This window comes from Glycomyces sp. NPDC047010 (assembly GCF_040644205.1).
GTDB lineage: Bacteria > Actinomycetota > Actinomycetes > Mycobacteriales > Micromonosporaceae > Glycomyces.
The window spans coordinates 286,322-308,994 of the sequence record NZ_JBEYVY010000004.1; the positions used below are offsets into that span (position 1 = coordinate 286,322).

General features: G+C 71.0%; 27 protein-coding genes and 2 pseudogenes. 20 read left to right on the forward strand and 9 right to left on the reverse strand.

Annotated features, from left to right (window positions below; translation table 11 throughout):
• From AB0A65_RS10450 to AB0A65_RS10500, 11 genes are all read left to right on the forward strand, one after another.
• Complete coding sequence (locus AB0A65_RS10450; protein WP_359949505.1) at positions 1–318, forward strand: lycopene cyclase domain-containing protein; 318 nt, start codon at positions 1–3, stop codon at positions 316–318.
• A complete protein-coding gene (locus tag AB0A65_RS10455; protein ID WP_359949508.1) occupies positions 315–620 on the forward strand; it encodes a lycopene cyclase domain-containing protein in 306 nt (101 codons plus the stop codon). The genes AB0A65_RS10450 and AB0A65_RS10455 overlap by 4 nt, the downstream gene beginning before the upstream one ends.
• The gene (locus tag AB0A65_RS10460; protein ID WP_359949511.1) at positions 617–1,498 is read left to right on the forward strand and encodes a prenyltransferase; all 882 of its coding nucleotides are present in this window, start codon (positions 617–619) and stop codon (positions 1,496–1,498) included. The genes AB0A65_RS10455 and AB0A65_RS10460 overlap by 4 nt, the downstream gene beginning before the upstream one ends.
• 15 nt (positions 1,499–1,513) lie before the next feature.
• On the forward strand, positions 1,514–1,897 hold the full coding sequence (locus AB0A65_RS10465) for a DUF4267 domain-containing protein (protein WP_359949514.1): 384 nt from the start codon (positions 1,514–1,516) through the stop codon (positions 1,895–1,897).
• 138 nt (positions 1,898–2,035) lie between these two features.
• The gene (sigK, locus tag AB0A65_RS10470; protein ID WP_359949516.1) at positions 2,036–2,590 is read left to right on the forward strand and encodes an ECF RNA polymerase sigma factor SigK; all 555 of its coding nucleotides are present in this window, start codon (positions 2,036–2,038) and stop codon (positions 2,588–2,590) included.
• Complete coding sequence (locus tag AB0A65_RS10475; protein WP_359949518.1) at positions 2,587–3,309, forward strand: anti-sigma factor; 723 nt, start codon at positions 2,587–2,589, stop codon at positions 3,307–3,309. Before sigK ends, AB0A65_RS10475 begins: the two co-directional genes overlap by 4 nt.
• A 34-nt stretch (positions 3,310–3,343) precedes the next feature.
• Positions 3,344–4,123: an SDR family oxidoreductase gene (locus tag AB0A65_RS10480; protein ID WP_359949521.1), complete on the forward strand. Its 780-nt coding sequence runs from the start codon at positions 3,344–3,346 to the stop codon at positions 4,121–4,123.
• A gap of 112 nt (positions 4,124–4,235) precedes the next feature.
• Entirely contained in the window at positions 4,236–4,571 is a 336-nt protein-coding gene (locus AB0A65_RS10485; protein ID WP_359949524.1) for a hypothetical protein, read from the forward strand.
• 39 nt (positions 4,572–4,610) lie between these two features.
• A complete protein-coding gene (locus tag AB0A65_RS10490; protein WP_359949527.1) occupies positions 4,611–4,793 on the forward strand; it encodes a hypothetical protein in 183 nt (60 codons plus the stop codon).
• 87 nt (positions 4,794–4,880) lie between these two features.
• Positions 4,881–6,023: a YcaO-like family protein gene (locus AB0A65_RS10495; protein ID WP_359949530.1), complete on the forward strand. Its 1,143-nt coding sequence runs from the start codon at positions 4,881–4,883 to the stop codon at positions 6,021–6,023.
• A 3-nt stretch (positions 6,024–6,026) separates the two neighbouring features.
• Positions 6,027–7,358: a TfuA-like protein gene (locus AB0A65_RS10500; RefSeq protein ID WP_359949533.1), complete on the forward strand. Its 1,332-nt coding sequence runs from the start codon at positions 6,027–6,029 to the stop codon at positions 7,356–7,358.
• Positions 7,359–7,711: 353 nt separating this feature from the next.
• On the opposite strand, the gene AB0A65_RS10505 is transcribed toward AB0A65_RS10500, so the two are convergent.
• Positions 7,712–8,077 (reverse strand): nuclear transport factor 2 family protein, encoded by a 366-nt coding sequence (locus AB0A65_RS10505; protein WP_359949536.1) that lies wholly within the window; start codon positions 8,075–8,077, stop codon positions 7,712–7,714.
• A 139-nt stretch (positions 8,078–8,216) separates the two neighbouring features.
• On the opposite strand from AB0A65_RS10505, the gene AB0A65_RS10510 reads away from it, so the two are divergent.
• Positions 8,217–9,065, forward strand: a complete 849-nt coding sequence (locus AB0A65_RS10510) for a CPBP family intramembrane glutamic endopeptidase (RefSeq protein ID WP_359949539.1) — start codon at positions 8,217–8,219, stop codon at positions 9,063–9,065.
• 34 nt (positions 9,066–9,099) lie between these two features.
• On the opposite strand, the gene AB0A65_RS10515 is transcribed toward AB0A65_RS10510, so the two are convergent.
• From AB0A65_RS10515 to AB0A65_RS10530, 4 genes are all read right to left on the reverse strand, one after another.
• On the reverse strand, positions 9,100–9,480 hold the full coding sequence (locus AB0A65_RS10515) for a VOC family protein (protein ID WP_359949542.1): 381 nt from the start codon (positions 9,478–9,480) through the stop codon (positions 9,100–9,102).
• Positions 9,477–9,824, reverse strand: a complete 348-nt coding sequence (locus AB0A65_RS10520; protein WP_359949545.1) for a metalloregulator ArsR/SmtB family transcription factor — start codon at positions 9,822–9,824, stop codon at positions 9,477–9,479. Before AB0A65_RS10520 ends, AB0A65_RS10515 begins: the two co-directional genes overlap by 4 nt.
• Positions 9,814–10,245, reverse strand: a complete 432-nt coding sequence (locus AB0A65_RS10525; RefSeq protein ID WP_359949548.1) for an SRPBCC domain-containing protein — start codon at positions 10,243–10,245, stop codon at positions 9,814–9,816. The genes AB0A65_RS10520 and AB0A65_RS10525 overlap by 11 nt, the downstream gene beginning before the upstream one ends.
• 61 nt (positions 10,246–10,306) lie before the next feature.
• Positions 10,307–11,176 carry an alpha/beta hydrolase gene (locus AB0A65_RS10530; protein WP_359949551.1) on the reverse strand — a complete coding sequence of 290 codons (870 nt, stop codon included), beginning with the start codon at positions 11,174–11,176 and terminating at the stop codon, positions 10,307–10,309.
• 123 nt (positions 11,177–11,299) lie between these two features.
• Here AB0A65_RS10530 and AB0A65_RS10535 point away from each other — a divergent pair, with 123 nt between their 5' ends.
• The 4 genes from AB0A65_RS10535 to AB0A65_RS10550 all read left to right on the forward strand — a co-directional run bounded on the left by AB0A65_RS10535 (position 11,300) and on the right by AB0A65_RS10550 (position 15,818).
• Positions 11,300–11,737 carry a MarR family transcriptional regulator gene (locus AB0A65_RS10535; protein ID WP_359950069.1) on the forward strand — a complete coding sequence of 146 codons (438 nt, stop codon included), beginning with the start codon at positions 11,300–11,302 and terminating at the stop codon, positions 11,735–11,737.
• Positions 11,738–11,902: 165 nt separating this feature from the next.
• Entirely contained in the window at positions 11,903–14,353 is a 2,451-nt protein-coding gene (locus AB0A65_RS10540) for a tetratricopeptide repeat protein (RefSeq protein ID WP_359949555.1), read from the forward strand.
• A 184-nt stretch (positions 14,354–14,537) separates the two neighbouring features.
• The gene (locus AB0A65_RS10545; protein WP_359949558.1) at positions 14,538–15,185 is read left to right on the forward strand and encodes a hypothetical protein; all 648 of its coding nucleotides are present in this window, start codon (positions 14,538–14,540) and stop codon (positions 15,183–15,185) included.
• A gap of 63 nt (positions 15,186–15,248) precedes the next feature.
• Positions 15,249–15,818: a permease-like cell division protein FtsX gene (locus AB0A65_RS10550; protein WP_359949561.1), complete on the forward strand. Its 570-nt coding sequence runs from the start codon at positions 15,249–15,251 to the stop codon at positions 15,816–15,818.
• 90 nt (positions 15,819–15,908) lie between these two features.
• On the opposite strand, the gene AB0A65_RS10555 is transcribed toward AB0A65_RS10550, so the two are convergent.
• The 3 genes from AB0A65_RS10555 to AB0A65_RS10565 form a co-directional block, all read right to left on the reverse strand.
• The gene (locus AB0A65_RS10555; RefSeq protein WP_359949564.1) at positions 15,909–16,727 is read right to left on the reverse strand and encodes an NAD(P)H-binding protein; all 819 of its coding nucleotides are present in this window, start codon (positions 16,725–16,727) and stop codon (positions 15,909–15,911) included.
• 210 nt (positions 16,728–16,937) lie between these two features.
• Positions 16,938–17,555, reverse strand: coding sequence for a GNAT family N-acetyltransferase (locus tag AB0A65_RS10560; RefSeq protein WP_359949567.1), 618 nt, complete (start codon positions 17,553–17,555; stop codon positions 16,938–16,940).
• A gap of 32 nt (positions 17,556–17,587) precedes the next feature.
• Complete coding sequence (locus AB0A65_RS10565) at positions 17,588–17,728, reverse strand: hypothetical protein (protein WP_359949569.1); 141 nt, start codon at positions 17,726–17,728, stop codon at positions 17,588–17,590.
• 183 nt (positions 17,729–17,911) lie between these two features.
• On the opposite strand from AB0A65_RS10565, the pseudogene AB0A65_RS10570 reads away from it, so the two are divergent.
• From AB0A65_RS10570 to AB0A65_RS10580, 3 genes and pseudogenes are all read left to right on the forward strand, one after another.
• A pseudogene (locus tag AB0A65_RS10570) lies at positions 17,912–18,046 on the forward strand (IS5/IS1182 family transposase); the annotation flags it as partial.
• Between the two features lie 88 nt (positions 18,047–18,134).
• The gene (locus AB0A65_RS10575; RefSeq protein ID WP_359949572.1) at positions 18,135–18,623 is read left to right on the forward strand and encodes a GNAT family N-acetyltransferase; all 489 of its coding nucleotides are present in this window, start codon (positions 18,135–18,137) and stop codon (positions 18,621–18,623) included.
• 108 nt (positions 18,624–18,731) lie between these two features.
• Positions 18,732–21,245: a tetratricopeptide repeat protein gene (locus tag AB0A65_RS10580; protein ID WP_359949575.1), complete on the forward strand. Its 2,514-nt coding sequence runs from the start codon at positions 18,732–18,734 to the stop codon at positions 21,243–21,245.
• Between the two features lie 16 nt (positions 21,246–21,261).
• Here the strand turns inward: AB0A65_RS10580 and AB0A65_RS10585 are convergent, their stop codons facing one another.
• Complete coding sequence (locus tag AB0A65_RS10585; protein ID WP_359949578.1) at positions 21,262–22,131, reverse strand: hypothetical protein; 870 nt, start codon at positions 22,129–22,131, stop codon at positions 21,262–21,264.
• A 272-nt stretch (positions 22,132–22,403) separates the two neighbouring features.
• On the opposite strand from AB0A65_RS10585, the pseudogene AB0A65_RS10590 reads away from it, so the two are divergent.
• Positions 22,404–22,508, forward strand: a pseudogene (locus AB0A65_RS10590) (TOPRIM nucleotidyl transferase/hydrolase domain-containing protein); the annotation flags it as partial.
• Positions 22,509–22,673: the final 165 nt, after the last annotated feature.

Consider the following 22,673-nt stretch of genomic DNA (forward strand, 5'->3'; position numbering starts at 1 on the left):
ATGCCCGGCCTGTACCTCCTCGCGATCCTCGCCAGCGCCGCGGGCGTGGCCGCCCTCGACCACCGATTCCGCCTGGCCGCGTTCCGGTCCCCGCGCCGCACGCTGCTCGCCGTCGCGATCGGCACCGCGTTCTTCCTGCTGTGGGACGCGGTCGGCATCGCCGCGGGCGTCTTCGTCAAAGGCGACTCCGACCTCCTCCTCGGCGTCGACCTCGCCCCGCACCTCCCGCTGGAGGAGCCGTTCTTCCTGGCGTTCCTGAGCTACCTCGCGGTCGTCGCCTGGCAGGCCGCGCAGCGGCCGAACCAGGAGGCCCGATGACGTACGCGCTGCTGTGCCTCCCGTTCCTGGCCGCCGCCGCGGCCCTGACCCTCATCAGCGCCCGGCGGCCCCGCTTCGGGCGCCGGATGGCCGCCTCGGCGGTCGCCGCGGTGGTCCTGCTCCTGCTCACGGCCGTGTTCGACAACGTGATGATCGCCGCGGGCCTGTTCACCTACCCCGAGTCCCACCTCATCGGAGTCAAGGTCGGCCTCGCGCCGATCGAGGACTTCGCGTACCCGCTGAGCGCCGCGTTCGCGGTGCCCGCCATCCATGTCCTCCTACCTGAACGGCGCCGCCGATGACCGTCCTGACCGCCCGGAGCACCGCCGCGCAGCTGCTCATCGCCTCGCGCCCGGTCAGCTGGATCAACACCGCCTACCCGTTCGGGGCGGCCTGGCTGCTCACGGCGGGCACGATCGACGCCGCGTTCGTCGTCGGCACCCTGTTCTTCCTGGTGCCGTACAACCTCGCGATGTACGGCGTGAACGACGTGTTCGACTACGAGTCGGACCTGCGCAGCCCGCGCAAGGGCGGCGCGCACGGCGCCGTCCTCGACCGCCGGTTCCACCGGACCACGCTGACCGCCGCGGCCGTCGCGTGCGCGCCGTTCCTGGTGTACCTCTTCGCGATCGGCTCGACCGCGGCCAACCTCGTCCTGGCCGCCTCGATGCTCCTGGTGGTCTTCTACTCCGCGCCGCCCCTGCGGCTCAAGGAGGTCCCGCTCGCGGACTCGGTCACCTCCAGCGCCCACTTCTGGTCCCCGGCCGCCTACGCGATCGTCCTCTCGGGCGCGCCCTGGACCGCCGCGACGACCTCCGTGTTCGTCGCGTTCGGGCTGTGGGGGATCGCCTCGCACGCGTTCGGGGCCGTCCAGGACGTGCCCTCCGACCGCGAGGCCGGGATCGCCTCGATCGCCACCTGGTGGGGCGCGGCGGCCACCGTCCGCTTCGCGATCGCCTGCTACGCGGCCGCCGGGGTCGCCGTGCTCTTCACGCCGTGGCCCGGCCCGTTCGCCGCGCCGCTGGTGCTGCTGTACATCGCCTCGGTGTGGCCGTACCGGTCCGTGCCGGACGAGCACGCGGGCGAGTCGACGCAGGGCTGGCGCCGGTTCCTGTGGCTCAATCAGATCGCGGGGTTCACGGTGACGCTGGTGCTCATCGCCGCGGCCCGCGGCGCCTGACCGGGGGAGTGCATCATGGACACCGTGGAGCTCGACACGATCGCCCTCTGGGCGGCGGCCGCCCTCGGTGCCGCGTTCGTCGCCCTCGGCGTCGCCGCCGCGGTAGCGCCCGAGCGCGCCTCGCGCGCGTACGGCATCCTCGCCACGACGCCCGAGACCCGCGCCTGGGCCGCCGCGGCGGCCTGGCGCGACATCGCCGCGGGCGCGGCCGTGATCGCCGTCGCCTGCACCTCGCCTGCGCTCACCGCCGGTCTCGTCGTGTTCGCCCTGGCGGTGATCCCACTGGGGGACATCGTGATCCTCGCCCGCCACGGCGTCCGCGCCCCGCGGGCCTTCCTGCCGCACGCCGCCGGGGTCGCCGCGGCCTGCGCCGTCGCGGCGGTCCTGGTCGCACAGTGACCGCACGGCCGTGCCCGCGCCGCCGTGCGGGCCGATACGCTGAGGGTCCGCCGCACCGGGATGGAGGACGCACCGTGCACGCACACGCCGAGGACGCGCGGGCGCCCCGCGGTCTCCCGCAGCGCCCCGGACGGTGCCGTGGTTGACACCGTCTCGGCCGCGTCGCTGCTCGTGCGCTCCGGACGCGGCGAGGACGAGGCGTTCACCGAGCTCTACGACCTCGTCTCCCCGCGCGTGTACGGCATCTGCCTCCGCGTCATCCGCGACCGCGCACAGGCCGAAGAGGTCGCCCAGGAGGTCCTGGTCGAGATCTGGCGCACCGCCTCCCGCTACGACGACCGGCTCGGCTCCGCCACCTCATGGATCGCCACCATCGCCCACCGCCGCGCCGTCGACCGCGTCCGCTCCTCCCAGGCCGACCGCGACCGCGAGCGGCGCGCCGCCACCGAGACGCCAGAGTCCCTCACGGACCCCGTCGCCGACGCCGCCGCGCAGCGCATCGAGCACCGCCAGGTGCGCCGCTGCCTCAAGGCCCTCACCGACCTCCAGCACCGCGCCGTCACCCTCGCCTACTACGGCGGGTACACGTACCGGCAGGTCGCCGCGCTCCTGGACACCGCCGTGCCCACCGTCAAGACCCGCATCCGCGACGGGCTCGGGAAACTTCGCGACTGCCTGGAGGCGTCCCGGTGAGCGACGACGTCCACTCCCTCATCGGCGCCTGGGCCCTGAACGCCGTCGACGACGACGAGCGCCGCCGCGTCGAGGCCCACCTCCTCGAATGCGAGTCCTGCGCCGCCGAGGCCGTCGAACTCCGCGAGGCCGCCGGGCGCCTCTCCGACGTCCTCCTCACCGAACCCCCGCCCGGACTGCGCGACCGCGTCCTCGCCGAGACCCGCCGCACCGGCCAGGACACCGCCCCCGAACCCCGCCGCCGCGCCCACCGCCCCCGCCGCGCCCCGCGCCTGCGCACCGCCCTCGGCGCGGCCGCCCTCACCCTGGCCGCCGCGTTCCTCGGCGTGTTCGCCACCTGGCAGGTCATGCGCAGTACCGAAGCGCCCCTTCCCGAATCCGAGATGACCGCGGTCCTCGAAGCCCCCGACGCCGCCGTCTCCGTCCAGCAGGCCGACGGCGGCGGCCGCGTCACCGTCCTCTTCTCCGCCTCCCTCGACCAGGCCGTCGTCGTGGTCTCCGACCTCGCCGCCATCGACGACGACCGCTCCTACCAGCTCTGGCTCGTCGACCCCTCCGGCCAGGTCTCCGCAGGCGTCATGACCCCCGGCGACACCTCCGCGACCATGCTCCTCACCGGCCTCGGCGACACCGAGGTCGTCGGCCTCACCAACGAGCCCGCGGGCGGCTCCCCCCAGCCCACCGAGCCGATGCTCGCCGACCTCCCCCTCCCCGCCTGACCGGACCGCCCGCGCGCGGTTCTAAGGTTCGGGGATGACCCAGCAGCCGTATCTCACCGAGCTGTTCTCACTGGAGGACCGCGTCGCACTGGTGACCGGAGGGAGCTCCGGCATCGGCCGGGCCATCGCCGGCGCACTGGCGCGGGCCGGGGCGAGCGTCGTGATCGTCGCCCGCAGGGAACCCGAGCTGGCCGCCACCGTCGCGGAACTCGCGGACCACGGATGCCGAGCGGCCTGGGTCAGCGCCGACCTGAGCACCCGCGAGGGCGCGCGCACCGCAGGGGACGAAGCGGCCGCGAAGTTCGGCGAACCCGACATCCTCGTCAACGCGGCCGGCATCAACCTCCGCCCCGCCATGGGCGACCTCGACGAAGCGGTCTGGGACGCCACCATGGCGGTCAACCTCGAAGCGCCGTTCCTCCTCGGGCAGCGGTTCGGGCCCGGCATGGCCGAGCGGGGATTCGGGCGGATCATCCACGTCACCTCCCAGCAGGCCCACCGCGCGTTCGTCCAGAGCGGCGCCTACGGCGTCTCCAAGGGCGCGCTGGAATCCCTCGCCCGCTCGCAGGCCGAGGCCTGGTCCCCGCACGGCGTCACCTGCAACACGCTCGTGCCGGGCTTCGTGATGACCCCGCTCAACGAGCGGATCGCCTCCGACCCCGAGAAGTCGGCGGCGCTGGCCGCCCGCACCATGATCGGCCGCAACGGCCTCGCGGAGGACTTCGCGGGCGCCGCGGTGTTCCTGGCGAGCCGCGCCTCCGCCTACCTCACCGGGCAGTCGGTCTTCGTCGACGGCGGCCTCTCCGTCCACTGACCACGCGAAACCTGCCTCTGCCCCGCCGATCTTCCGCCTTGAACGGGCCGTCCCCCGCCGCGAGACTGGTCACGGAATCACCAGACGGCCCCAGGGTCGCAGCGGAAGGAACGTGACGTCCATGAACAACGTCCTCAAAGGAAACGTGCAGCGAGGCGCCGCAATGCTCGCCGGGCTCGCCATGGCGACGACCCTGACGGGACTCGCCGTCGCGGGCACCGCCTCGGCCGCCCCGGCCGCCGCCCAGACCGAGGCGACCGCGACCGACGACGGCGAGTACACGATCCAGGCCATCCTCTTCGGCACCTACAAGCTCTACTCCAAGTGCCAGGAAGTGCGCCGCGACCTCGTCAGCGACCCCGACCTCAACATCGTCGCCTGGTGCGAGCAGGGCACCGGCTCCAGCGGCGGCGTCATCTGGAAGCTGTACTACCAGTACGGGCTCTAGCCGACCCGCCACCACGCCGGACATTGGAGAACCCACGGCATGAACACCCGACCCCGCGTCGAGATCGATGACCGGTTCATCGCCCGCCTCATCGGCCCCGCCGACACCGCGGGCGGCCCCTCGGTGAACGCCGAAGCCCCCGCCGCCGACCCCGGCGACGGCGTCGTGCACGCCATCAGCCAGTGGGCCCGCACCCACAGCGACGCCCCCGCCTACAACTGAGCGACGCGGCCGCAGAGCCGAACCACCGCGCCCGCGGAGCCCCGCTCCGCGGGCGCGGCGCCGCCCCTCCACCCCCAGGAGACGCCTGTGCCGCAACTGATGACGTTCCACGGCACCCGCCGCACCCGCGACCCGGTCGACACCCTGGAGCGCATCACCCGCCGCCTGGCCGACTACGGGATCACCCGCCTCGCCGACGTCACCGGCCTCGACGTCATCGGCATCCCGGTGGTGATGTCGGTGCGGCCCTTGGCCACCACCCTCTCGGTCTCGCAAGGCAAAGGGGCGACTCTCACCCACGCCCGGGTCTCCGCGGCCATGGAGGCCATCGAACTCTGGCACGCAGAGCGCGCCGTGCCGAAGCCGGAACTGCAAGGCGTCGCCCCGTCCGAACTGGACCTGCCGTACGCCGTCACCGACCTGGAACAGGTCGAAGGCAGCCTGCTCACCTCCCGCACCCGGCTCGACTGGATCCCCGCCGAGATCCTCACCGGCGGCGACACCCTCGTCCCGCACGACTCCGTCCACATCGGCATGACCGACACGACCTGGCGCGGCCACCACCTCTCCTCCAGCTCCAACGGACTCGCCTCGGGCAACACCGTCGCGGAGGCCACCGTTCACGCGCTGTACGAGCAGATCGAACGCGACTGCACCGCCGCGCTGGCCCTGCGACCGGTCGGCGAGCGCACCATCGTCGATCCGGGCTCCGTATCCGATCCGCATTGCGCGGACCTCATCGGGCGCATCCGCTCGGCGGGCGGCCGACTGGAGATCACCGACGCCTCCCTCGAACGCTGGCGCACCGTCAAGTGCTTCACCTGCAATCTCTGGATGCCCGACATGGGCGCGATGTTCGGGGGAGCAGGAGCGCACACGTCCCCAGCGATCGCGCTGTCCCGCGCCATCACGGAAGCCGCCCAGTCCCGCCTGACGTTCATCGCGGGCACCCGCGACGACCTCGACCCCCGCGCCTACCGCGGCCGAGCGGCCCGCCTCCCGATCGCAGAGCCCACGGCGACAACATGGTCGGCGAGAGCCGACGCCCCCGCCGACACCGACGTCGAGGAACTGGACCGCCTGGTGGACCTGATCACCACCGCCACCGGGACCGCGCCGATGCGGATCGACTTGACCCAGCCCGAGGCGGCCGACGACTTCGCTGTGGTGAAGACCCTGAGCCCGGGCCTCGCTTTCCTCTCCCGCCATGAACTCCCGCGTCCGGAGTAGTCGATGCCAGTCCACGTCTTCTGCGGCCCCACCCTCAGCTCGACCGAGGTCCGCGCGATCGTCCCCGCGGCCGTCCTGCACCCGCCGATCCGCCACGGCGACGCCCTACGCCTCGACGCCGGTCCCGGCGACCGGGTGCTCATCATCGACGGCGTGTTCCACCAGTCGGCCTCGGTGCGCCACAAGGAGATCCTCGCGCTCATGGCGACCGGCGCCACCGTCGTCGGCTGCTCCAGCATGGGCGCGCTGCGCGCGGCCGAACTCGACGTCTACGGCATGATCGGCGTAGGCGAGGTCTACCGGAGCTACAAGCAGGGCCGCATCGACGCCGACGCGGACGTGGCCGTGACCCACACGCAAGGCCCCGAAATCGAGCAGCTCTCCGTGGCAATGGTCGACCTGGAATCCCAACTCCGCGAGGCCCACCGTGCAGGCGCCATCGACGACACCGAACGCGCCGCCATCACCGCGGCGTTCCGCGAAATCCACTACACCGAACGCAGCTCCCAGCACCTCGCCGTACTGAAGGCTCCCGGCATAGCCGCCTTCCGCGCCTGGCTCGCCAAGCACCCCGACCGCCACGGCGCCAAGCAAGAGGACGCCCTCACCGCGCTCCGCCTCCTCGCCGACGAAGCCTTGGAATCACCCAACCCGGGCGCCTGGGTAAACCAAGACTGGCGCACCGAACACCTGGCGGAATGGACCGACCGCCATACAGGTCCACTCCACAACTCACGGCACATCTCGACCCTGGCCCAGCGCCAATACCGCCAGATATTCGATCTCGACTACCCGCAATGGTGGCGTGCCCGCGTCCTGGCCTGGATCGCCGGCGACCCTTCGGCAAACGAAGACTCGGCCAAACGCGCCGCCGAGGCCAGCGGCCTGCACCTGGAAGACCTCACCGCACATCAACGACGCCACTGGCTCACCGAAGCCGAAGACACCACACTCGACCCCAAGGAAGCCCTCCTACGCATCCTGGTCCGCACCACCGGCTCCAACCCGACCTGGCCCGGCCGCAACTGGCCGACCCCCGAACCCGACCCCACCACACTCGACGCCGTAACCCGCGCCTACGAAACCAACGACCGCGCCGCCACCCTCGGCATCGACATCAACCACCTCAACCCCGCCGCCGTCCGCCACTACCTCCACCAACTCTGGCACCTCGACGAATCCACCCCCGAAACACACACCGCCGCCGCCCGAGACCGAGGCTTCCCCAACTTCACCACCGCCACAGAAACCACCAACCAATTCATCCTCGCCGAACTCGGCCCAACCCTCTGGACCCACCTCCACCAGCGCCAAGACATTGGTTCGGGGTGCTAGGCCCAGACGTAGGTCGAGGCGCTCATCGAGGCCCTGAACCAGGAGTCGCTGTCTTCCGGGACCACCGAGTCGACCGTGACAAGGACGATTCGGACGCTCCACGCCAAGAAATGGGGCACCAAGCAGGACCTCATCCGCGACCTCGCCAGAGACGACCACCGCGGACCCTTGCGCGCCAAGCTCATCCAACTGGTCACCGCCGCGGTGGCGCGCGCCTACCGGTGCAAGGACCGCGAATACGTCCGCATCGCCCGCGCTCCCCAACTCCCGCCGGACCTGGCAGACCTGGTGCGAACGACAATGAGCAACCGCCGTGTGCCCACATCGGCGGTCGTTGAAGAGGAAACTGCGTTTCAGGCGGGGGTTTTCTGGGTGAAGGCGCATTTCCAGGTCCCGCCCTCGCGCACCCACAGGTCGCTGATCCACTCGTCGGCGGTGTAGGGATCGCCTTCCCATGCACCGGTGCTCACGCGCTGGCAGGTGACCAGGAGCGCGTCCGAGGTCGCGACCGTGCGTTCGGGTCCGGCGGCCTCCATGGTGTGGTGCGCGAGGCGGCCCGAGGCGATCCACTCGACCAGCTCGGACTTGGTCACCATGCCGTCGGGGCCGACGTACACCCACTCGTCGGTGAGAAACCCGGCGATCCGGGTTGCATCGTTCGCCAGCAGCGCAAGCTCGAAGGCACTCGCCCGGACCTGCACTTCCGCTTCGATGTCCATACTGCCTCCTGCGCATAGGGATCGCACGAGTCTGACACCGCAGTGCGACAACCCGCCCCGAAGACCACGGCGCCGGACCGGCGCTCTGAGAACCTCAAACCGGCTCTTCGAGACCGGGGATTCCATAGAATCAGCCGCTATGACACCTGACTACCTCGGCGAACGCATGTCCACGCTACGAGCCGACGCGATCAGGAACGCCGACACTCCGCGCTGGGCGAGTGTCGTTGTGCGCCATCCGGTGCTCGCCGCACTCGTCATCCTCGTCATCGTGTTCGGATTCCATCAGATCGTCGGCCGCATGGTCCTCCGCGGCCTCGACGACGGGACGGTGTACTCCACGCAGCTCGGCGAGCTCGTCGGGGAGACCCTCTCGGTGCTACTGGTCGTCGCGATCATCCTCGCCTTGGGGTGGTGGCGATCAGTAGGGCTCGCGGGACCGGTCGCGAAGGGAGCCATGCGGTTCGCGTGGTTCCCCACCCTCATCGTGGTGGTGCTGTTCATGCTCCAGCTCATGCAGTCGCCGCTCACGGATGACGCCAAATGGCTGGGCCTGGGCATTCCCAACGTGTTCATGATCGGGTTCTTCGAGGAGGCCCTCACCCGCGGGCTCGTCCTCCTCCCGATGCTCATTGCATGGCAGTCGCGACCGAGCGGCGTGATGCGGGCCGTCATGATCTCCTCCTTCCTCTTCGGCATCGCCCACCTCCTCAACCTCTTCGGCGGGGCGGCGCTGGCGCCGACCCTGATCCAGGTCGGGTACGCCTTCGGGTTCGGCGTTGGATTCGCCGCGCTCCTGCTCAGGACGAACACCATGTGGATCGGCATCGTCCTGCACGCCCTGGTCGACGCCAACAGCGGCGCCTGGTTCGGACCGCCCGCAGACGGCGGCACCGACGACGGATCAGCCTCCATCGCCCCGCTGCTCCTCGTCGGCCTCCCGCTCCTGGTGTACGGCATCATCCTCATCCGCAAACGCGAACAGTAGCCGGACTCGTCGCCGCACCTCGCGAAGTCGACGGTCAGTCGGGGCGGCGGACGAGGTGGGGGATGCCGGCGGGGTTGGTGATCCAGTGTCCGTCCGAGCCCGGCGGCAGCGCTTCGAGTTCGTCCTGCGGGGCGATGCCGTGCTCGGCCAGATGCGTGGTCGCCGCCTCCACGTCCGCGGTGACGAGCTCCAGCCAGAGCTCTGCGCCGGCGTAGTTGTCGACCCGGTCGAGCCACAGCGTGACCGGGCCGAACTGCACTGCTGCGCATTGGGCGACGCCCGCCGCGACGTCGGCGTCGGACTCGTCGGTGACGGTCATGCCCAGCACGTCGCGGTAGAAGGCGACGGTCTGGTCGAACTGCGCCTTCGGCAGTTTCATGGCGATGTTCTGCCCGCCTTGGAACTTCGGACTCATGACGGGTGCTCCGTTTCGCTCGTGAGATGTCGTTGCAGCGCTTGCAGTCTGCCGTCCCAGTCGCGTGCGAGTCCGGCCAGGAACTGCTGTGCGACCTGCATCGGCGCGGACCGGAGCCGGTAGCGGACGCGGCGCCCCTCCGGCGGCCCCGCGGTCACGAGTCCGGTGTCGGCCAGCAGGGCGAGGTGCTTCGCGGTGGCCTGCCGGGTGATCGGAAGGCGCTCGGCGAGTTCGGTGACCGTGGCCGGACCGTGCGCGGCGAGCGCGGCCAGGACCGCGCGCCGAGTCGGGTCGGCGAGCGCGACGAAGACCTGCTCGGCGACGGCCTCGGCGTCATCGTGCATCGAGGTACCCGGCCAGCTCCGCCAGTTCGCTCGCCCAGCCCTGGACGTTGCCGCCGAAGGCCCCGCGGTGCGCCTCGTCGGGCAGCTGCGCGAACCCGGTCTCCACCACGCGCAGTCGCGTGCCGGTGCCGGTCGCTTCGAGCGTGAACTCGACGTAGGTGCGCCGCGGATCGTCCGCGGGCAGGCCGGTGATCGGCCAGGTGAACCCGAGGACCTTCGGCTCCTCGACGCGTTCGATGCGCAGGTCGGCGGTCGAGCCGTCGTCCCAGCGCATCCAAGCGCGCCCGCCGGGGCGCAGGTCGATCTCGGTCTCGCGGCCGAACCAGCCGCTGAGGCCCTCGGCCGTGGTCAGCGCGGCCCAGACCTCGTCCGGCGGGTGCGCGAGGTCCGCAGTGCGTTCGATGCGGTCGGGAAAGCCCATCGTTGTTCTCCATTCATTGGCAACCTTGAGGTTGCGATAGTATCGCAACCTCAAGGTTGCGTCAATCGCGACGGGCGATCAGTCCTCGGGAGTGCGGGAACCCCATCGCCGCGCCGCCATCGAGTTCGTTCTTGAGCTGGTCGGCCCAGGCGCGGGGGTGGGTGAGGTTGCCGTTGTGGCCGCCGGGGAAGGCGGCGAGGGGGCGGTCGAGCAGCTCGGCGAGGTGGACGGCGGCCCGGTAGTCGAAGGCGGTGCGCGGGGTGGTGGTCCCGGCGGCGGGGACGATGCGGGTGGCGGCCGTTTTGAGGTGGTCCCGGCTGCCGGGGTCGGTGTTGATGGCGGTGAACTCGCTGGTGATGAAGTGCGCGAAGTTCGATCGGCGCTGCTCGTCCATCGGCTGCGGGGTCAAGTCGGGTTCGGCCGGACCTGCCGGGTCGATGCCGAGTGAAGCGGCGATGGCGGGCAGGGCGGCGGCGAGGCCCTCGGCGGCATAGAGCTGCTGAAGCTCGGTGAGTTCGCGGCGGTGCGCGGCGGCGTCCTCGGCGCTTGGCAGGAGCCAGGGGGCGACAGGTTCGTGGGCGATGAGGGTGTGGACCTGTTCAGGGTGGTTCGCGATCAAGTGGAGGCCGATGACGGCCCCGAAGCTGCATCCGAGCATGAACGCCGGCCCGTCGGCGATGTGGGCGAGAAGGCGGTGGGCGTCCTCGGCATGGTCCGCGATGGTGACCCGGGCCGGGTCGTTGATGGCGCTGCGCGACAGGCCGCGGCGGTCGTAGGTCAGGCAGGTGAAGTCGTCCGCGAGGGCGTCGACGAGGTCGACGGAGCGGCCCGCGTCGCCTTCGCCGCTTTGGGCGATGAGCAGGAGCGGGCCGGGGCCGCGATGCTCGAAGTAGATGGTCGCGCCGTCAACGGGGAGTCGGCCGGTGGTCATGGGGATCCTCCTTGGTGGGGTGGCTCAACGGACTCCACGATATTGCATCAATTCTGATGTATCAAGATTGACGCATCTTTTGTGATGCATCAGTCATGATGTATTGTGGGCGGCGTGAACGGCATGGAACTGGCCCTGTTGGGCCGCACCCTCATGAAGCTCGGCGAAGCCGCCATCCCTACCGAGGGCATCGGCGCCCACGGCACCAGCGAGCAGTCGGTGATCATCGTCGCCGCCGACGTCAAAGCCCACCCCGGCACGCCGGTCAAGGACATCGCCGCGCGGACCGGGTTCCCCCAGAGCAAGGTCTCGGCCTGCGTCGCCCGCTTGAGGGAGGCCGGGGCGGTCGAGAGCGAGGCTGATCCCGCCGACCGCCGCCGCACGCTGATCCGCCCCTCCGGCAAGGTCTCCGCCCGCGTCGCCGAGGTCCGCGCCGCCGACATCGACCCTGTTCTGGCTGCAGCCCTCGACGACCCCGACCGGCTCGACGAGGTCAAGAGCGCGCTACGCCTGCTGGCCGCCCACCTCGACCCGGGAGCCCTGACCCGCATCGGCACCTGACCGCACAGCGAGAAGCGGCCGGGCGCGGACGGCGAGCGTCGGAGCGCGCGGGCCCGGGCCCCGTTGGGCCCGCGCGCTCCGACGCCACGATGCAACCCTCGGCCGCGGTCGAAGGGAAGGCGCGATTGGAATACGTTGGAGCGCCAGCACCGGAAGCGAGGACGCATGCCCCCTCCCGACACCGCCGCCCGGCTCGCGGCCTGGCTCGCCGCGCACATGGAGCACCACCGGCTCAGCCCCGACGACGTCGCCCGCGAACTGCGCGTCGGCGCGCGGCAGGTCCGCGACTGGCTCGCCGCCGCCGGGCACCGCCCGCCCGCCGCCGCGGGGGAGTTCGACCACCTCGACACGCCCGTGAAACTCGGCGCGTGGCTGCGCGCCCGCATCGCCGACTCCGGGCTCACCGTCCGCGAACTCGCCTCCTCCACCGAGCACGTTTCGATGAGCACGGTCTACAACTGGCTCAAAGGCGAGCACCTCCCCGCTCCGCCCGCCGCCGACGAACCCGACCGGTTCGACCTGCTCCTGTCCAACCCCGCGCTCGGCCTCGGCACCCACCAGCGCGTCCAGCTCGACGAGGTCCGCCGCCGCCTCACCGGCACCTCCCTGCACGTCGAGGACCCCGCCACCTGGGACGCCCGCACCCTGCCCGCCGCCAACCGCTCCTTCACCGGCCGCCGGACCGCCCTCCGCCGCCTCGACCGCGCGCTCGCCGACCGCGCCGCACTGGTCCTCCTCACCGGCATCGGCGGCGTCGGCAAGACCGCCCTCGCCGTCCAGTGGGCCCGCTCGCCGCTCACCCGGGCCACCTACCCCGACGGCTGCCTCCACCTCGACCTGCACGGGTACAGCGCCGGGAGCCCCGTCGACGCCGCCACCGCCCGCGTGCGCCTGCTCTACCAGCTCGGCGCCGACCCGCGCCGAATCCCCTCCGACCCCGAAGCCCAAGGGGCCCTGTACCAGCGGATGCTCGCCGACCGCCGCATCCTCATCGTCCTCGACAACGCCCACGGCGAGCCCCAGGTGCGCCCGCTCCTTCCCGCCGCCCCCGGCTGCCTCGCGCTCGTCACCGGCCGCGGCCGCCTGACCGGCCTCGACGTCACCAGCCCCGGCCTCGTCCGCCTCGACCTCGACGTCCTCGCCGCGGCCGAGGCCACCGCCCTCCTTCGCGACCTCCTGGGCCGCCTCGCCACCAAGGACGTCGCCGACGCCGACGTCCAGGCCCTCGCCGACCGCTGCGGCCGCCTCCCCCTCGCCATCCAGATCGCCGCCGCCGACTACCTCACCCACCACCACCCGCGGCGCACCGCGCTCGCCGACTACACCGCCGCCCTCGCGTTGGGGGCCTTGGCGACCGGTCCCGACGACCCGGCCACCGCCGTCACCCCCACCCTCGACCACTCCCACCGCCATCTCAGCTCCGGCGCGCAGCGCGCCTACCGCCTCCTGGGCCTCCACCGCGCGCCCGACTTCGCGCCCGCCTGGGCCGCCAGCGTCGTCGCCGAACCCCTCGACCGCGCCCGCCTGCTCCTGTCCGAGCTCGCCCAGGCCAACCTGCTCACCGTCGACGACCGCGGCCGGTACGCGTTCCACGACCTGCTCCGCGAGCACGCCGCCGCCCTCGCCGAACGCCACGAGACCGCCGAGGACCGGCGCGCCGCCATCGGCCGCGGTCTCGACCACTGGCGCGCCGGCGGGTTCGCCGCCACCATGGCCGCCGAACCCGGCCGCGACCCGATCACCCTGCACCCCTTGGCCTCGGGCGTCGCACCTGAGGTCTTCCACGACTACGAGACCGCCGCGCGGTGGATCGACGAGGAACTCGAAGGCATCGTCGCCGGGGCGGGCTTCGACGCCGACGTCTGGCAGTTCGCCTGGACCGCCGCGAACGCGCTCGGCGACCGCGGCCAGTGGAACCGCCAGACCGAGCTCGCCCACCGCTCCCTGGACGCCTCCCGACGCGCGGGCGACGCGGAGGGGATCGCCCGCAGCCACCGCTTCGTCGCCCACCCCGCGATCCGCGACGGGCGCGTCGACGAGGCCCGCTCCCACCTGCGCCGTGCGCTCGACCTCCACCGTGAAGGCGCCGACGCCGCGGGCCAGGCCGCCGTCCTCCACAGCCTCGCCGCCATCGAGGAGCACGTCGGCGACTACGCCGCCGCCCTCGCCTGCGCCGAAACGGCACTCGCCATCAACCGCGAACGCGGCTTCCTCGGCGGCGAAGGCCGCGCGCTCAACGAGATCGGCTGGCACCTCGCCCACCTCGGCCGCGCCGCCGAAGCCGTCGAGCCGTGCCTCCAGGCACTCGCCGTCTTCGAGCAGCTCGGCGACCGCGGCAAGGCCGCGCTCACCCTCGACACCCTCGGCTACATCCACCACGCCCGCGGCGAGCACGACGCCGCGATCGCCGAGTACCGCCGCGCCAACGCCGAGTTCCGGGCCCTCGGCCGCCCGTTCGAGACCGCAGGCACCCTCGACCGCATCGGCGACGTCCACGCCGACGCGGGCGACCGCACCGCCGCGCGCGCCGCCTGGAGCGAATCGCTCGCGCTCTTCGAGGAGCTCGGCCACACCGCCGCCGACGACGTCCGCGCGAAACTCGACGCCCCCGGGTGACCTCCGGCGCGGACCGGACGGCAAGGGCTGGTCGGAGTCCGCCGGACCGTCGCCGATTGCAACCGATTCCAACGGGCCCTTCCTCATCGCCCCTCCGGTCGGTTCAATGGACTGCGACCGGGCCCGGTCCCGGCTCCGTCCACCGCGATCCGGCGCCTGCCGCGACGACAGTAGGGATTCCCGCATGATGCCGCCGAGCAGGGCGACCTGGAGTGCCCCTTCGCTGCTTCCGCCGCCTCCGCAGCCGCGCCGGAACCTCTGGACGGTCGGCGGCGCGGTGGTCGCCGTCGTCGCGATCGTGCTCGCCACCGTCCTGGTCGTCCTGTGGCGCATGGGCCCCGCCGGTGGCGGCGGCACCGGAGGCGACGTGCTCGCCGACGAGACCTGCGCGGAGTTCGACGCCGACGGGTACGCGGTCCTGTTCGGGACCGCGCCCGGCTCGTCCGAAGCGGACGGCTACACCACCGGCGGCAGCGGCGTCGGCACCCTCACCTGCACCTGGTTCCACGACGGCGCGGACGGATCGGGCCTGGCCGTCGACGCCTGGACCGACGCCGACTCCGCCGCCCAGTTCTGGCTCGACGAGAAGTCCTGGTGGACCGGGCACGCCGACACCGTCACCGACTTCGACGGCGCCGGAGAGTCGGGCTTCCTGTACGTCCAGGGGGCGGGCGACGAACCGCAGAAGCGCCAGATCACCTTTGTGACCGGCCGCCTCACCGTCTCGGTCTTCTGCTGGATCGACCCGGCCCAGCAGTCTCCGGACGACGCCGACGCCTACCTCGAAGACCTTGCAGTGCAAGCGGAGCAGATCACCGCCTCGATCGCCTGAACCGGACCGCCCGCGGCCTCCGTCCACTGTCCCGGGCTTGCGATCGCTCGGTAACCTGCGGTCATGTCCACAATCCCACCCAAGTCGAAACGGCCCCTCGGCCGGACGATCGCGATCGTCGCCCTCTGCGTGGGGGTGGCGGCCGTCGGGGCGCTCGCCTACGTGCTCCTGCGAGGCGACGAGGCCACGACCCCTACGTTCCCCGGCGACCACCATGTGATCGTCTACCTTGAACGCGACATCGAGGACGACGTCCTGGAGCAGCTCGAATCGACGTTCCAAGAGCATCCACTGGTCGATGAAGTCCAGTTCGAGTCCCAGGCGGAAGCCCTGGAACGCTTCCAGGACACCTTCGAAGACCGGCCGGACCTCGTGGACACCGTCGAGGCCGACGAGCTCCCGTCGGCCTTCCGGATCAAGCTGACCGACCCCGACAGGTCCGCGGAATTCATTGCGGAGTTCCAGGACGCGGAGGGCGTCTACGAGATCACCGACCTCATGGAGCTCTACCGCTACTGGGTGCCGGCCTGCATCGAGTTCGAGGACAAGGGCATCGGTCCTGCCGAAGGCGACACCGAATCGGTCCTCTACGAGGTGGTGCAGGCATGCAGCAGCTTCGGCTACGACCTCTGAGACCGACACGAGGCAGAAAACGCGCAAGAAGACGAAGAACCCGCACAAGCAGCGGCTGCCGTGCGGGTCGGTGACGTAGCCTGGGCGGGCTCAGCCGCGGAAGCGGTCGGCGTGCTCTGCCGCCCATTGCGCGAAGGTCCGGGCCGGGCGCTTGGTGACGGCTTCGACGGTGTCGTGGACGTCGCCGGCCTGCGCGGGCGGGTTCACGGCGAGCTGGATGCCGAACTCCACGTAGTCCTCCGGGTAGCCGAGGCCGCGCAGGCGCTCGCGCTCCTGCCCCTCGGTCAGGTGTACATATGCGACGTCGCGGCCGAGCGCCTCGCCGAGCAGGCGCACCCGCTCCTGCGGGGTGAGCGACTCGGGCCCGGTCAGGTGGTAGGTCCGGCCCGCGTGGCCGTCCTCGGTCAGGGCCGTCGCCGCGACCGCGGCGATGTCCGCCTCGTGCACCACCGCGCTCGCGAACGTCGCCAGGGTGCTCACGGTGCCTTCCGCCCGGACCTGCGGCGCCCACTCCAACGCGCCGGACATGAACTCGACGGGCGCCAGCAGCGTCCAGCCGATCCCGGAGGCGCGCAGCGCCCGCTCGACCGAGGTCGGCGCCCAACCGCTCAGCACCGACACCCGCCGCACCCCCGACTCCGCGGCCAGCGCGACGATGCCGGCGCCGTTGGACAGGTCCTCGCCGTCGTCGCCGCCGAAGGTGATCAGATGCGCCGCCGCCGCGCCCGCGAACGCCGGGCGCAGACTCGCGACATCGGTCATGTCGCCCTCGACGACCTCCACCTCCGGAGCGAACCGCGCCCGCGACGCGTCGCGCGTCAGCGCCCGCACCCGGTGCCCCGCGCCGGTCAGCTGCTCCACGAGATGACGGCCGACCGTGCCGGTCGCCCCGGTGACGAGAATGGTCATGATGCTCCTTGGATCGACGGAAACCGGCCCGGCCGGACCGGTCCGGCGAGCGTAGGAGCGAACCAGGACCGAACCTGTCCCTGTTCCGAGACGGCATCGGGGCATGCCCGACACGACCAACCGCCACCGAACGTGCGGTGGTGGCCGTGCTGAAGCCGAACAGCGGCTTCGTTCCCGGTACGCCGCGGACCGTCCGGACGGTCGGCCGCGCTATCTGAGCATGGCGACGGGCGACGCGTTCGGGATGCCGTCGATGGGGGCGATCTCGCGGAAGCCGAAGCGTGCGTAGAGGCGTCGGTTGCCGGGAGTGGAGGACTCCAGATAGGACGGCAGGCCGGTGCGGTCGACGTCCTCCAGGCGGGCCCGCAGCAGCGCCGACCCGACGCCGAGCCCCTGTGTCGCGGCACCGACGCCGATGTCGGCCAGGTACCAGTGCGGCTCGGCGGGGCGGTGGCGCTGGAGGCGGTGCTCCATGGTCATCGCGCGGGGGATGCCGGCGGCGCCGAACGCCTTGAGGTACAGCGGCATCTGGGCGAGCTCCCGGGCGAGCGCGCCGCGGCGCGCCGCGGGCGACTCCCAGGCGGCGACGCCGACGATCTGCCCGTCGCCCTCCCGGCGGGCGACGTCCACGGCACCGCGCGGCCCCGGGCCGGACCGCAGGACCGCGGTGAACAAGTGCGTCAGCTTCCGCTGCCGGTCCGCTTGCGCGGGAAGGATGCTGAGGGCGACGGGGTCGTCGGCGAAGGCGTCCGCGAGGACCGCGGCGGCGGCCGCGTACTCCTCGGGTCGGGCGGTCGTGATCGCGATCATCGGGGTGTCGGTCTCCATGGATCGGCGGTTGGACGGTCGGCACCGCCGCGTCAGGGCAGTGCGTCCAGGGCGGCGCGGACCTCGGCGGCGTCGTGGTGGCCGAGTCGGTCGAGGATCTCCACGGCGCGCCGGTAGTGCCCGCGGGCCGTGCCGGGGTCGCCCATGGCGGTGCGGTTCTCGGCGAGGTGCACGAGCCCGCTGACCAGTCCACCCCGCGGTGGAGAGGACTTCCCGGCAACGAGCGCAACGGTGCAAAGCAGACTGGTACACCCCCGCGTCCGTGAAGAGCAGCAGGCCGCCGCGAGTCGCAGCCGACCGGAGCACCTCCCGGTTGCTCTCCGGGCCGACGAGGCGGATACCGTCACCGAGCGCTGCGCGAACGCCGGATCAGTGACCGGATCGCTCGTCGCGGCATCGAGTCCTCAGCCCACCTTGGCCGACACCGCCGGGCTGTCGAACGCACCATCGCCTGGCTCGGCGGCTACCGCCGCCTCACCATCCGCTACGAACTGGGCGAGCGCGGCCCGATGCGTCATGCGAGTGGGCCCCAGGACCCGCGTTCGCGCCCGTGCAGCCCCGAGCGGGCATACTCGATGTATGAGCGAGGTCAAGTTCCGACAGCCGCAGGATGCCGAGTGGCTCGACGTGGCCCGGCTCCGATGGCGATGGCTGACTGAGGAAGACGGCCAACCCGGGACCGATCGCGACGCGTTCGAGCAGGAGTTCGCGCGCTGGGCGGCGGCGGCGCACTCTCACCGGTGCGTCGTGGCGGTCCGCGTGCGGGAGCTGATCGGCATGGCCTGGATCGCGATCACCCCTCGCGTACCCACTCCACTCGTTCTGGACCGCTCCGTCGGCGACGTCCAGAGCGTGTACATCGTTCCGGAAGCACGCAATAGCGGCATCGGGAGCGGCCTAGTGGACGCACTCCTACTTCTCGCCGACGAACTCGGATTGGAACGCGTGACCGTCCACTCGACGACCCGAGCGGTCGCCGTCTACCAGCGCGCGGGGTTCACCACATCGCACCGGCTCATGCATTTCGAGCCCGAGCTGCCTCCAGAGCGCCGCCCCCCGGGGCACTAGGGCGTCGTCGGGTGCGCAAGCCGGAAAAGCGGCGACGGCGTCAGATCGGTAGCATTGGACCCACCCCTTGAGTGAACGGCGATGTCCATGGACCCCTTAAGCATTAGCATGTGGATCGCCTCCAAGCTTTCCCAGCGCGCCTCCGATTTCGTCGCCGCACGTCGACGCCGGGACTCTGCAGAGGTGCGACGAGCACTCCTCATCGCCGTCTCCCGGGGCGCCCGGACCGCGATCGCAACCTTGTGGGAGAACGATGCGCGACTCCGGCGCACCGTTCGCAAATCACTGTTCGGCCAGCGAAAGGCCAACTGGCCCTTGGTGAACGGTACGGCAATTGAGGATTTGGTCGGCTCCGTGCGATTGTGGATCGACGCCGCCGGTACTGGTTTCCCGGCGGTGGTGGGGAACACGGAGCACTCGGTCGTCGCCGTATTCTGCACGTCTATCCTGCGCGAAGTCGAGCATGAGGCTACGCGGGGAATGCAGGTGCTTAATCCGCTGTGGCAGGCGTTCCGCCAGAACGACCTCGAGCGGCTCCCTGAACTCGAAGCCGCGGCCTCCGGTCGCCGCGACATCGAGATCGCTTCAGGAGAGGCCCGGTTCGAGTGGCGCGACTACTGGCACCCCGACCAGAGCGGCACCGGGTTCGTCGGCAGGGAGGCGGACCTCGAACGGATCCGAGCGGCAGTCGAGTCCGCCGACGGGATCGCACAGGTCCAGTCCATCGGCGGGTTTGGTGGAGTCGGCAAGACCGCTCTCGCCATCGCGTTCGCGAATCGAGCCCACTCCTTCGAGGGCCGGGTCTTCTACGACTTCCACTCCTACGGGACGAAGCTCCCACAGACCGCCGACCAGGCACTGGCGACGATGCTACCGACCGTGAGTGGACGTTCGGTCATGGAGATCGGCAAGCTGACCGCGCCGGAGCGGCTGGCACTATGGCGATCGGTCACCGCAGGCCGGCGGCTCCTCATGGTGTGGGACAACGTCAGGGCCGCGGAGCAGGTCGCCGACCTGATGGTGCGCGCCCCTGGGTGCGCGACGATCATCACCAGCCGGAACCGCATCGAGATGGAGCTGGCGAGCAGTCCGATCCGGCTCCACGTGCTGGAACCGCCGGAGGCGCAGGCCATGTTCGAGCATATCGCCGGAGTCGGGCACGACCGCTCCCTCGTCGCGGCACTGCTGGAGCGCGACCTGTACATCCCCGTCCTCATCGCCTCGCACGCCAGGAAGGTCGCCGCCGGCTGGCCGCTGGCCGAGGTTGTCGAGGACCTTCCTGAGCCACGCGAAAGCACGGAACCGGACTCGTTCTCCGACCTGTTCGTGCGATTGGGCGGCTCGTACCGCCACCTCGACGAGCAGCAGCGGCGGGCCTTCCGCGCGTTCGGCGTGCATCCTGGGGCCGCTGCCACGATCGACAGCATCGCGTCGGTCCTCGGCCTCCCGCTCCGGCGCACAGCCGCGGTGATGGACATGCTCATCCGCGCGGGTCTCGCCGAGCGCCCGGCGGCCGCCGCCTCAGCCTCCGACCTAGGGCTGCGCAGTTACGTCGCTCACGACATGATCCGCGCATTCGGCGACCATCTCGCCCGGCTCGGATGGTCAGACTCCGCCTCGGACCCGCTCAGCGCCGGCTCCGATCCGGCCGATCACGACCGGATCGTCGCCGCGCTCGTCGCGCACTACCGCACCAGAGTCGCGTCGACGAACGAGGAACGGCGGGACTGGTTCGAGGTGGAAGCCGAGAACGTGCGCGACGTCGCCTTGTCTGGCCGAGACGGCGACCGCGCCCGTCTCGCGCGCGCGGCGGGCGGTCTGGCGATCCTGCTGGATCGGTTCGACATCGCCGCCACTGCGCTGCTGCACGCCGCGGAGGTCTTCGGTGAAATCGGGGACCAGGCCGGCCGGGCCTCGGCCCAGTGGGGGCTCGGCGAGGTCGGGCGCCTGCGTGGAGAGCACGCCGCTGCCGAGCGTCATTACGCGGAGGCCCTCTCGACGTACGAGGCCCTCAGTGACCAGGGAGGCATCGCCGACGCGGTTTCGGGCCTCGCCCACATCGCCCGCCTCCGGGGCGATTTCGACACCGCAGAGACGCACTACAAGGCGGCGGGAGTGATCTTCGAGGCAACCGGGATGCTGGGCGGGGTCGCCGGGGTGCACCGCGGACTCGGCGAGGTGGCCCGGCTGCGCGAGGACTACGCGACGGCCGAGACGCGGTTCTCGGCGGCCTTCGAACTGTTCGCGTCGCTGGGCAAGCGGCGGCGAGCCGCGTACGCCCAATGGGGACTCGGGGCGGTGGCGCTGTCCAAGGGACGACTCGCTGACGCAGACACCTGCTTCCAGGCGGTCTTGGAGACGTTCGAGGAGATCGGAGACCGGCTCGGCGGCGCGAACGCTCGACTCGGCCTGGGAGAGGTCGCCCGGGCCAGGGGAAAGCTCTCCCCGGCGCTGAGCCACTTCGGAGCGGCCGGGGAGATATACGAGCAGATCGGGCTCACCGAGATGGCGGGCCGGATGCGATCGCGAACCAACCGACTGCTTCTCGGCGACACGGTCGAGTCCTCGGCGTGGATCTTCGGGCTCATCGCGGAGCACAAAGGAGAGAAGGACTCCGGGTGACTACCCTCGCACGCTCCTACGCGTCCCGATATTTCCCCTGACGCAGCCTGATCGGCGGAAAGCGCTCATCGGTGCGAAAGGACCAGTTCGGCTCGAGCGCTCGGAGCGAGAGCATCCTTCTCGCGAGAGCGGCACGCTCCAGGGATTCGGGATCCCGACCGTCGAAGATGATCCCGGCGACGGTGCCGCTGTGGGAGATCTGGACCCCGAGCGCCCCGGCTCGCTCGGCGACCTCCATGAACTCGGAGAATCGCCGTTTCGGAATGTAGCGCTGGTTGATCAGGGCACTGTTCGTGGCCACTGATGCCAGTGCCGACGCGTCGTCGTCGCGGACGGCGGCCCGAATCCGGCGCCGGAGCTGTTCGAATTCGCGCTGATCCGCAGGGGTGTACTCGATCAGCGCTTGACCGAGCGTCTCCACCGTTCCGTCGTCGCAGCAGCACCCGACCACGATCATCGACGGAAGCCGGCTTCCGAGGTCCTCGATTACGCGGCCTTCGCGTTGGGCGAACAAGACGACCTTGCTCTGGAACATCAGCGAATCGGCCGCCTTCTCGGCCTGGACCGCCAACCCCGCCACGCGCGACTCTGACAGCTGCCGACCGGCAGCACCCGCGATCGCATGGATGGTGGAGACGACGTCGGCAGTCGATGAACCCATACCGAGGCCGGGAGGGAGGTCCGATGAAAGGGTGATTCGCAATCCGGCCTTGATGCGGAGTGCCCTCCTGGTGAGTTCCGCCGCGCGGAACGCCTTCCAACGCCCGGCGGGAAGCACTCGAATCCCGTCCTCCGTGGTCATTTGCGCGAATGCGGTGGTACCGCCGCCGTGGAACGGCATCGTGACCAATGCGCGCACGGGCTTGCCGCCCTCCGTGTAGAACACTCCCTGCAGGATCTCTCCGTGATGACCTATGCAGTGCGCCGAGCAGTATCGCTCAGGTGTCAACGTGTATGTTTTCCTGTCCTGGGCCGACATTCCGCCGTCCTCCCCTTGAGTCCGGTGAGCGACCCGCTACGCAAATCGTATGCGAGAGTTGTACACATTGGGGTACACGGTTGAACGCCGAGGAACGCGCCGCTTAATGCGAAGCGCCTGGCGGGTCCGAAGGGCTCCAACAAATCGACGCCGTCTTCTCCGAGCCGTTCGTCGATTGCTTGTTCGCTGTCGGCGCTGTTCTGGTCGAAGGCGACACGGACAAGGTAGTCATCGAAGAGGTCGCCGCGAAGACGGAGGCGCTCGATTGTTTCGGTGTCACCGTCACTAGCGTCAACATCGAGCGGCTCTGTAAACGCGACAAGTGTCAGCAGGAGATTGAGGCCGAGGACCGTAAGAACCGCACGCTCAACAGGGCGATCTTGGAGTACCACGGCGTGGCGAACCTGACCGACTACCCGGTCGGCAGGCACAATGCTCATCTTGTCGTT